The organism is Brevundimonas sp., assembly GCF_031082345.1.
Taxonomy (GTDB): domain Bacteria; phylum Pseudomonadota; class Alphaproteobacteria; order Caulobacterales; family Caulobacteraceae; genus Brevundimonas.
On record NZ_JAVHLH010000097.1, the window covers coordinates 1 to 9,300 of the forward strand.

Here is a 9,300-nt window from a genome sequence, read left to right on the forward strand (position 1 = left end):
GCACCATCGGCCGACAGCGCGCTGGCCTGCCATTGCGGCTTGTCGATCTCGACCCGCGCCCCGCTGCTGCCGGACCGGGCGCGGACGCCGGCCATGGCCGAATGAACGGAGCGACCATGACCCGCAGTCTGCCCGACCTGCTGATCGAACCGGTGGTGCGGATGGCCTTGGCCGAGGATCTCGGTCGCGCCGGCGACCTGACCGGCCAGGCCTGCATCCCCGAGAGCGCGCGGATGCGGGCGGCGTTCGCAGCCCGGCAGCCGGGGGTGTTGGCGGGGGTCGACTGCGTGCGGCTCGCCCTTCTGGCCATGGATCCGGCGGCGACGATCGAGCTGAAGGCCCACGACGGCGACGCCTTCGAGGCCGGGGCCGTGCTGGTCGAGGCCGAGGCCGACGCCCGCGCCTTCCTCGCCGCCGAACGGACGGCGCTGAACCTGCTGGGACGGCTGTGCGGGGTGGCGACCCTGACCCGCGCCTATGTCGAGGCCGTCGAAGGCGCGGGCGCGCGCATCGCCGACACGCGCAAGACCACGCCCGGCCTGCGCGCGCTGGAGAAGCACGCCGTGGCCTGCGGCGGCGGGGTCAACCACCGCTTCGGCCTGGATGACGCCATCCTGATCAAGGACAACCACGTGGCCGTCTGCGGCGGCGTGGGCGAGGCCATCCGTCGCGCCCGGGCCGTGGCGGGCCATCTGGTGAAGGTCGAGATCGAGGTCGACGGACTGGATCAGCTGGACGAAGCCCTGGCCGGTCGGCCGGACGTGGTCATGCTCGACAATTTCAGCCTGGAGATGCTGCGCGAGGCGGTGGCGCGGACGAACGGCTCGTCGTTCGGTCGACCGGTCCTCGAGGCCTCGGGCGGCGTCCGGCTGGAGACCGTCCGGGCGATCGCGGAGACCGGCGTCGATGTCATTTCGGTCGGCGCCCTGACCCATTCGGCGCCGTCGCTGGATATTGGCCTGGACGCGCTCTGAAAGCGCGGCGGTAAGGAACAGCCGCCGCCGGCTCCCGTTTCCTGAACACGCAGTTCAAGGAGCGAACCATGACCCAGGCCCCCAAAATTCCGGCTGAAGAACAGAGCGTTCCGGGTGAACAGCCCGATGTCTCGGGCGACATGCCGGATCGTCGCGACCGACGCACCAATGTGCACGACGGGCAGCCCGGAGACGCCGGGGTCAATACCGCCCAGCAGGGCCGGTTCGGCAACATCAAGCAGAATCTGACCCCCCGGGCCCGCTGAGATGCCGCGGGATGGGTGGACCGAACGTCGCGACGCAGAGGGCGGCGACCCGGACGCTTCGACGGCAGAGGCCCGTCCGGGGCTGGACTTCGGTCCCCTTCGGGGCGGCGCCCTGATCCAGTGGATGGTGACGCACAGCGACGAGGACGCGCGCGGGCGTTGGAAGGCCGCCGCGAAGCCTGGGGATCAGGCCGCGGGTGCGGCGGTGGCGGCCGGGGTGGGCGTCGAGGCGGCGTCGGCGGTCGGGGCCGCGACCTTAACGGTCGGGACCGGGGCCGAAGCCGGGGCCGGAGCGGGCGCGGCCGGAGCCGTGGCGACCGGAGCCGGCGGTTCGCGTCCCTCCTGGGCGAGCAGCAGGGTGTAGGCCACGGCGCCGGCGTCACGCACCGCGCTGGTCGGATCGAGGCTGGCCTGGATCAGCTGCGGCGTGTCGGCGGCGGTCGACGGACGCGCGGCGTAGCTGAAGGCCGGACCGGAGCCCGAACGCCCGCCGAAGCGATAGAACAGATGGCTTCCAACCTGGCCGACCTGCACCAGCGAGTGGCGCCACCGCGGCGAAACGCCGGTGGTGTGGAAGTGGGTGGCGTTGCCGACCCGGGCGTAGACGGCGCCGGACAGGGCGCTGGAGGCGATCTCGCGGGCGCGGTTCCAGGCGGCCTGGTTGACGCGGCCGCGCATGGTTCCGTTGCAGGTGAAGCTGAACTGGCAGCCGGTCCGCCGGGCCGCGCCCTGGAACACCACGCCGCAGACGCTGTTGGGGAAGGCCCGGTGGCGGACGCGGTTCAGGACCACCTGGGCCACGGCCTTCATGCCATCCCGGCCTTCGCCGCGGGCTTCGTAATAGGCGGCCTGGGTCAGGCATTCCAGATCGCGGGAGGCGTCGAGCGCGCCGCCGAGGCGGAACGGCTGGGCCGCGATCGGCCCGGTCAGGCTCACCTGACGCAGGCTGTCGCCGGGCGACCGGGTCCGCAGTTGTTCGAGCCGGGCCGTGAGCAGGGCCGCCTGCCGGTCGCGCTGGGCCGAACCGGCGACCGTATAGGGATCGTGGCGCCGGGCGATGGCCAGGGCGCTTTCGTCAAGGCCGCCCGCGGCGGCGGCGAGCGCCTCTTCGGTGAAGCCGGCGGCCGTCGCGCTCTCGATGCGCTCCGCCTGCGCCCGCACCGTCGTCGCCTTCGCCACGGCGCCGCCCAGATAGGCGCAGCCGATCGCCAGTCCCACCACCGCGCCGAATGTCGCCGCCGCCACGCCAGGCCGGATATTGGCCTTGCGGTCGGCAGGAGAGATCGCACGCGAATGCGAGGGGTTGGGCAAAGGCTCGATCCTGTTCAGCAGGGCGCAGCGCCGCCCCCGGGTTAGTCTCGCGGCGGGGGCGACCCATTGGTCGCGGCCCGGCTGCGGTAGATCGACGGTCGGCGAACAGGCCGGCTGTCGGGGACGCGCCTTAAGCCAGCCATTTATGGCGGCAATGTGGTTGATTCGCAAGATTCATGCAGCCGCGAACATAGGCGCGAGCGTCTTGGGTACCCTGTCAGGTGACCGATTGACGCACCATGTATACGACACAAGTGGAAGGTCAGACTACTGTAATTAACGACGTCACATTAACCGGCGGGAGGCGTTGACGGACTGTCGTTGGCCGTCAGAGCTCGAATATGTTGTCTTCGGAGGCTGGAAATCATCACCTTCTTCTTCCAAGCGCTGCGCTGGAACACCTTGACCGTAGTCGCGTTCTCGCTGCAGCAGCACAGGAGCCCCTCATGAAACGTATCGCACTGGTACTCGCCTCGGCCGTCGCCGCCTCCAGCCTCGCCGCCTGCGGCCAGACCATTGAGCAGAAGGCCGCGACCGGCGCCGTCGCCGGCGCCATCGTGGCCGGACCGGTCGGCGCAGCCGTGGGCGGAGCCGCCGGCGCGGCCGTGGGTCAGGCCGAGAAGCCGAACTGACACAGTCGTGGGCCTGAATGCGGAGCGGAGGCCGTCTTCCGCCTCGCAACCTTGATTTCCGCCCCCATATGGGCTTAGCCCACCCGGCGTTGGCTGAGCGCCGCTCGCCGGCGCCGTTCGCGCGCCTGACATTCAATCAAGGACATCGACGACCGCTCGCATGAGAGATCTGAAACAAACCGGCTTTACCGACCGCCTCAGCGCCCAGCAGGAAGCCAAGAAGGCCCTGCTCGCCCGCTTCAAGCCCAAGCCCGCCGCACCCGACCCCGAGTTCGAGAAGCTGCAGGAGAAGCGCGCCGCCGAGAAGGAGGCCCTGCGCCAGCAGCGCGAACTGGAGAAGGCCGAGGTCCGCCGCCAGAAGGCCGAGGTCGAAGCCGCCCGTCTCGCGGCCGACCACGAGGCCCAGGAGGCCGTCGAGGCCGAAAAGCGCGCCGCCCGCAAGGAGCGCAAGCAACTCTCCAAGGAAGAGCAGAAGGCCGCCCGCGACGCCCGCTACGCCGCCCGCAAGGCGCGCCAGCGCTAGACGGCGCCGGTCGGAAGGTCGCCCAATACGGCGGCCAGCTGTTCTCCTGAATAGGGCTTTCTGACAAACGGCCACGGTGCGTCCGCCAGGGCTGCGTCGACGTCATCGCCGGCGTAGCCGGAGGTCAGGACGATCCTCAGGTCCGGCCAGGTCCGCGCGGCTTCGCGGGCCAGTTCGATGCCGGTCATTCCGCCGGGCATGACGACGTCGGTCAGCATGACGTCGAAACGCTCCTTGTGGAGCAGTTCGAGCGCCTGCGGGGCGTTTTCGGCCGATCGGACCTCCAGGCCCAGCCCCTCCAGAAGCTCCTGCGCCACCGCGGCCACGCCCGGATCGTCCTCCACCAGCAACAGGCGGCGGCCGGCGGCCACGGCCCGAAGCTCGACCGGCGTCGGGGCCGATTCAGCCCTCTCGGTCTCCGTCAGCGGCGGCAGGTACAGACGAACCTCGGTTCCGCGACCGACCTTCGACGTCACCCGCACGCCGCCGCCGCTTTGCCGGGCGAAGCCATAGACCTGGCTCAGGCCCAGACCGGTGCCCTTGCCGACGGCCTTGGTGGTGAAGAAGGGCTCAAACACCCGTTCGATGACCTCGGCAGGCATACCGCTGCCGTTGTCCGAGACGGTGACGCAGACATAGTCGCCGGGCGGGAGCTCGGCGATCTCGCCCTCGGCGACCGGGCAGCCGAGGGTCTGGACGGTGACCTTGCCACGATCTCCCAGGGCGTCGCGGGCGTTGACCACCAGGTTCAGCAGGGCGGCTTCGAACTGGGCCGGGTCGACGCTGACCCGGGCGCCGCCGCGCCGCAGCTTCAACTTGAAGTCGATCGCCTCGCCGAGGGCCCGGCGGAGCAGGGGCTCGCTCTCGCGGATCAGGCCGTTCAGGTCCGTGGGCTCGGGCCGCAGCGCCTGGCGTCGCGAGAAGGCCAGCAGCTGGTGGGTCAGACGTTCGCCGCGCCGCGCCGCCGAAAGGGCCGCCTCGCCCAGCTTCTTCTGCCGCGCGGCGTCGGCCGGCGATCTCAGCATCATGTCGAGCGCGCCGATCACGACCGTCAGCAGATTGTTGAAGTCGTGTGCCACCCCGCCGGTCAGACGTCCGACGGCCTCCATTCTCTGGGCGTGCATCAGATCGGCTTCGGCCTTGGCCTTTTCCGCCAGGGCCTCTCCGACGCGTTCTTCCAGCAACTCATTGATGCGCTTCAGGTCATCCTCGGCCCGTTTGGCCTCCGTGACATCGATATTGGCGCCGACATAGCCCTGGAACTGACCCGCCCCGTCGAAGCGGGGCACCCCCTCGCAGCGCAGCCAGCGCAGGCCCATTTGCGGATGGTTCACCCGAACGACGCCTTCGAAGCGGTCGCGATTGGCGAAGGCGTGCTGGTAGGCGGCCTCGAAATCGGCGCGGTCGTCGGGATGGGCCAGCCGGCTCCAGCCGGCGCCGAGGTCCTCGTCGGACTCGACTCCGAAGAAGGTTCTGAAGCGGCGGTTGCCGAAGGTGATCGCCGCGTTCTCGTCGGTCATCCAGATCAACGCCGGCGCGCTGTCGGCGACGGTCCGGAAGCGGGTCTCCGATTCCAGCAGCCGGGCCTGCGCCTCGCGGATGTCGGTGACGTCGAACGCCACGCCCACAAAGCCGATGACCTCGCCGCTGGCGCCGAACCTCGGGCGGGAGAAGGATTTCAGCCAGCGATACTCGCCGTCATGGCGCAGATACCGCGCCTCCATCGAAAAGGGCTGGCCCGTGCCCTCGCCGGCGAGGGATTCCTCCAGCACCCGGTCCTGGTCGTCCGGATGGATGATGGCGCGCCAGTCCAGCAGGCGGGCTTCCTCATAGGAGCCGCCGCTATAGGCGACATAGGCCTGGTTGACGAAGGCGCGGGTCCGGTCCTGCTGGGTCACCCAGATCAGTACGGGGGCCGTGTCCGCGATGGCGCGGAACCGCTCCTCGCTTTCCCGGACCTCGGCTTCGGCCCGGGTGCGTTCGATCTCGGTCCAGGTTCGCCCGGCGACTTCCTGAAGAAGCTCGACCTCCTCATCGGTCCAGTCCCGGACCCGGGAATCGTGGGCGTACAGGAAGGCGCGCAGACGCCCGCCCCGGATCAGGGGCGCGCGCATCAGGGATCGGGTCTGCAGTCGCTTGAAGATATCCCCGACGTCCCGGGTGCGGGGGTCCTTGCGGACATCGGAAATGCGCACAGCCTGACCAGCCGCGAGATCGGCGATCAGGTCGGCGCCTAGGTCTTCCAGCGAGAACTGCCCGCGGGCGCTCGCCACGTCCGCCGTCCAGTCGCGGCTCATCGTGACCTGCCGCCGCTCCTGGTCGACCTCTCCGAAGCCGACCCGCTGGGCTTTCAACTCCGAGCCGAGCGCGCGCTCGACCTCGGCCATGATGTCGTCGGAAGAGGACAGATCGCGCAGCGAGTCGGCCAGGGCCAGAAGGAACGACTGGCGACGCTCCTGACGCGCCATCGCCTCGATGGCCTCGCGCGTGTCGGTGACGTCGAACGACATGCCGACGTAGCCCATGAAGACGCCGTTGGCGTCGAAACGGGGGTTCACCGCGATCCGCATCCACCGCCAGGCCCCGTCCGTCCGACGGAACCGCGCCTCGAAGCCATAGGGCCGGTGTTGGGGGCGGGCTTTCGCCTGGGCGGCGTTGACGCTCTCCAGGTCGTCCGGGTGGATCGCCTCGCGCCAGACGTGGCCCATGATTCCTTCCGGCGGTCGGCCGTAGAAGTCGACAAGGGCGGCGTTGACGAACTCGACCTCGCCCCCGGCATTGGTCAGCCAGACCGGGGAGGGGGCGGTGTCGGCCATCAGCCGGAAGCGCGCCTCGCTTTCCCGCAGCGCGGCCTCGGCCGCCCGGGCGCCGGTGACGTCGACGTTGACCCCGATCATCCCCAGGAAGCGCCCGTCGGCGTCGATCCGCGGACGCGCCTCGGTGCTGAGGATCCGCCATTCGCCGTCGGCGCGACGGTAGCGCGCCTCGACCTCGAAGCCCGATGCCCGTTCGATCGCGTCGAGGGTGACGGCGGCGACCCGCGCGCGATCGTCCTCGTGAACGAGCCCCAGAACGTCGACGCAGGCGTCCGGTTCGGTCACGCCCCAGAACCGCCTGAGCGCCTGGTTAAGGTGCACGCAGTTTCCCGCTTCGTCGCTCATCCACAGCATGACGGGCGCCTGCTCGCTGATCAGGTGCAGGCGGTTTTCGCTCTCGCTGATCCGGTCGGCGGACAGGCGCAGCGCGTCGATCGAGGCGTCCAGTCGCCAGAGCACCTTGCGCAGCGAGGCGGCGACGACGGCGGCGAACAGGCCGACAACCACAAAGTTGGTCGTGGCGATCACGCCCATGCGGTTGGAGACGCCGGTTCCGATCGCGTCCCAGCCGAGAAGGGCCCAGCCGCCGAACAGGCACGCGAGCAGACTCACCGTCCCCGCCAGACGCCCGCCCGCGAGGGCCGCCACGATGACGGCGGGCAACAGGATCATGAAGCCGGTGACGTTGGCGTAGAAGGCCGACAGCGCCATGCGGACCGCCAGCATGGCCGCGGCGCTACCCAGGCCGATCAGCACCTGGGTCCACCAGGCGCGCGGACGAATCCGCGCGAGCCGCGTCACGCCCGCGTCGATATCCACCATCCGCCGAAGCCCACTGATCGCGCCCAAATGACCCCCGCTCGCGCGTACGCGACCGACGCAAAACGTACCGGCCTCGTTTGCGTTCCGGCAAGCGTGGCGTTTGCGGCAGGCGAGGCGTCGGTCTTGCGCCGCGGGCCGGCCCACCCGATTTCAGGGTCTGCGGCTTGGCGCTGATGGTCGCCCGGAAGACTTTGACCCTTGACCGGGCGGGGATATTCCGCCTGAAAACCGCCTCGCTTGGAGGCTATTGGACGGTGTCCGGCGTCGTCGCCGGAGCAGGGAGCTGGATTTGGCCAGGATCGACTGGACATCGATGCTGAAGAGGACGCGCCGGCTCGCCGCCGCCGCGCCCGCCGCCGTGGCCGCCGTCGGCGTCGCCATGGCCGCCAGTTCGACGGTCCGTCCCGAGATCGATCGTCGGGCCGAAGTCGTCCGCCAGCTGACCGACGGCGACCTGACCAGCCGGGGCCTGGCCGCCATCACGGCGCGCATGACGCCGTCGCAGCTCGCCATCGCCATGCGCCACGACCCGAGCGTTCGCCGCGCCGCCCTCTACGGTCTCACGCCCGGCTGGGAGAGCCTGTCCCTCGGCGGCAAGCCGTCGCTGGATTTCGGCGCCTCCGGGCTCGAGGCCCAGAAGCTGAACGCCGACATGCCGGTCTCGGGCCTTCTGCGGCCGGCCCAGCCGTTCGCCTTCAAGCCGGCCACGGCCGAGGATCGCCGCCGCGCCGTCCGCTGCCTGACCCAGGCCATCTATTACGAGGCGGCGCTCGAGCCGACCGACGGCCAGGAGGCGGTGGCCCAGGTCATCCTCAACCGCGTCCGCGACCCCAACTACGCCAACTCCGTCTGCGGCGTGGTCTATGAGGGCGCCGAGCGCGTCACCGGCTGCCAGTTCAGCTTCACCTGCGACGGCTCGCTGGCCCAGGGTCCGGTCGCCTGGGCCTGGACCCGCGCCGCCCGCGTCGCCGAGCGCGCGCTGGCGGGCCATGTCGCCGCCAAGGTCGGCACGGCCACCCACTACCACGCCAACTACGTCCACCCGTGGTGGGCCCCGACGCTGAACAAGCTGACCCAGATCGGGGCGCACATCTTCTATCGCTGGAAGGGCGTCTACGGCGAGCCGGCGGCGTTCCGCCAGGCCTACTCCGGCCGCGAGCCCCTCATCGACGAGGCCCGCTTCGCCCGCCCGCGTCTGCAGATCGTCTCCGCCGCCGAGGCCGAAGCCGCCCTGGCCGAAGCCGCCGCCGAGGGCGAGACCGCCGCGCGCACGGTTGTCATCGACGGCCGGACCCGGGTCGTTGGCGTCGCCTCACTCGGCGGGCGGCAGCAGCCGACTGCCGAGCAGATCGCCGAGATCAATCAACGCCTGGCGGCCTTCGAAGCCCCCGCCAAGGCTCCGGTCCCCAGTCCGCCGCCGCCCGGCGTGACGGTCATGGACGTCGAGGAAGTGGGCCGCCCCGCGTCCTGAAGATCGAGCCAATGCAACGCTTTGGGGGCCTTGCGCATTGTGCTGTCCCCGAGTGCGACGCGCCGTCATTGAGGCTCCGTGACCCAATCCGACCCGAACGGCGACTCCTCCGTCGAGCGCCAGCTGGCCCAGACCGTCAAGGCTCTGGCCGAGAGCGAAGCCCGGTTCCGCGCCATCGCGGATTCCATGCCCCAGATGGTGTGGTCGACCCGCGCCGACGGCTTCCACGACTACTACAACGCCCGCTGGTACGAATTCACCGGCGTGCCCGCCGGCTCGACCGATGGCGAAGGCTGGAACGGCATGTTCCACCCCGAGGATCAGCCGCGGGCGTTCGCGCTCTGGCGCCGCTGCCTCGAGACCGGCGAGCCGTATGAGATCGAATACCGGCTGCGTCGCCACGACGGCGTCTACCGCTGGACCCTGGGCCGCGCCCGACCGATCCGCGACGGGTCGGGCGAGATCACCCGCTGGTTCGGCACCTG

General features: G+C 70.4%; 8 protein-coding genes. 6 read left to right on the forward strand and 2 right to left on the reverse strand.

Annotated elements, in window-relative coordinates:
* The first annotated feature begins 116 nt into the window (after window positions 1-116).
* Window positions 117-974 carry a carboxylating nicotinate-nucleotide diphosphorylase gene (gene nadC / locus RDU12_RS08010; protein WP_308684405.1) on the forward strand — a complete coding sequence of 286 codons (858 nt, stop codon included), beginning with the start codon at window positions 117-119 and terminating at the stop codon, window positions 972-974.
* Between the two features lie 68 nt (window positions 975-1,042).
* Window positions 1,043-1,240, forward strand: coding sequence for a hypothetical protein (locus RDU12_RS08015; RefSeq protein WP_308684406.1), 198 nt, complete (start codon window positions 1,043-1,045; stop codon window positions 1,238-1,240).
* Window positions 1,241-1,426: 186 nt separating this feature from the next.
* Here the strand turns inward: RDU12_RS08015 and RDU12_RS08020 are convergent, their stop codons facing one another.
* Window positions 1,427-2,551: a cell wall hydrolase gene (locus RDU12_RS08020; protein WP_308684407.1), complete on the reverse strand. Its 1,125-nt coding sequence runs from the start codon at window positions 2,549-2,551 to the stop codon at window positions 1,427-1,429.
* A 446-nt stretch (window positions 2,552-2,997) separates the two neighbouring features.
* Between RDU12_RS08020 and RDU12_RS08025 the strand changes: the two genes are divergently transcribed.
* Together RDU12_RS08025 and RDU12_RS08030 are read left to right on the forward strand one after the other, a co-directional pair.
* Window positions 2,998-3,183: a hypothetical protein gene (locus RDU12_RS08025; protein ID WP_308684408.1), complete on the forward strand. Its 186-nt coding sequence runs from the start codon at window positions 2,998-3,000 to the stop codon at window positions 3,181-3,183.
* Between the two features lie 160 nt (window positions 3,184-3,343).
* Entirely contained in the window at window positions 3,344-3,706 is a 363-nt protein-coding gene (locus tag RDU12_RS08030; RefSeq protein ID WP_300291424.1) for a DUF6481 family protein, read from the forward strand.
* Here RDU12_RS08030 and RDU12_RS08035 read toward each other — a convergent pair.
* A complete protein-coding gene (locus RDU12_RS08035) occupies window positions 3,703-7,344 on the reverse strand; it encodes a PAS domain S-box protein (RefSeq protein ID WP_308684409.1) in 3,642 nt (1,213 codons plus the stop codon). The two genes, RDU12_RS08030 and RDU12_RS08035, sit on opposite strands and share 4 nt — an antisense overlap.
* Before the next feature lie 313 nt (window positions 7,345-7,657).
* Between RDU12_RS08035 and RDU12_RS08040 the strand changes: the two genes are divergently transcribed.
* Window positions 7,658-8,815, forward strand: coding sequence for a cell wall hydrolase (locus RDU12_RS08040; RefSeq protein ID WP_308684410.1), 1,158 nt, complete (start codon window positions 7,658-7,660; stop codon window positions 8,813-8,815).
* A gap of 78 nt (window positions 8,816-8,893) precedes the next feature.
* Window positions 8,894-9,300: PAS domain-containing protein (locus RDU12_RS08045; protein WP_308684411.1), on the forward strand; the 407-nt coding region annotated here is incomplete at its 3' end.

Excerpts from the sequence above, each read along its gene's own strand:
- nadC (WP_308684405.1), top strand. The coding sequence starts at position 117 with ATGACCCGCAGTCTGCCCGACCTGCTGATCGAACCGGTGGTGCGGATG.
- RDU12_RS08040 (WP_308684410.1), top strand. The coding sequence starts at position 7,658 with ATGCTGAAGAGGACGCGCCGGCTCGCCGCCGCCGCGCCCGCCGCCGTG.
- RDU12_RS08015 (WP_308684406.1), top strand. The coding sequence starts at position 1,043 with ATGACCCAGGCCCCCAAAATTCCGGCTGAAGAACAGAGCGTTCCGGGT.
- RDU12_RS08025 (WP_308684408.1), top strand. The coding sequence starts at position 2,998 with ATGAAACGTATCGCACTGGTACTCGCCTCGGCCGTCGCCGCCTCCAGC.
- RDU12_RS08030 (WP_300291424.1), top strand. The coding sequence starts at position 3,344 with ATGAGAGATCTGAAACAAACCGGCTTTACCGACCGCCTCAGCGCCCAG.
- RDU12_RS08035 (WP_308684409.1), bottom strand. The coding sequence starts at position 7,344 with ATGGTGGATATCGACGCGGGCGTGACGCGGCTCGCGCGGATTCGTCCG.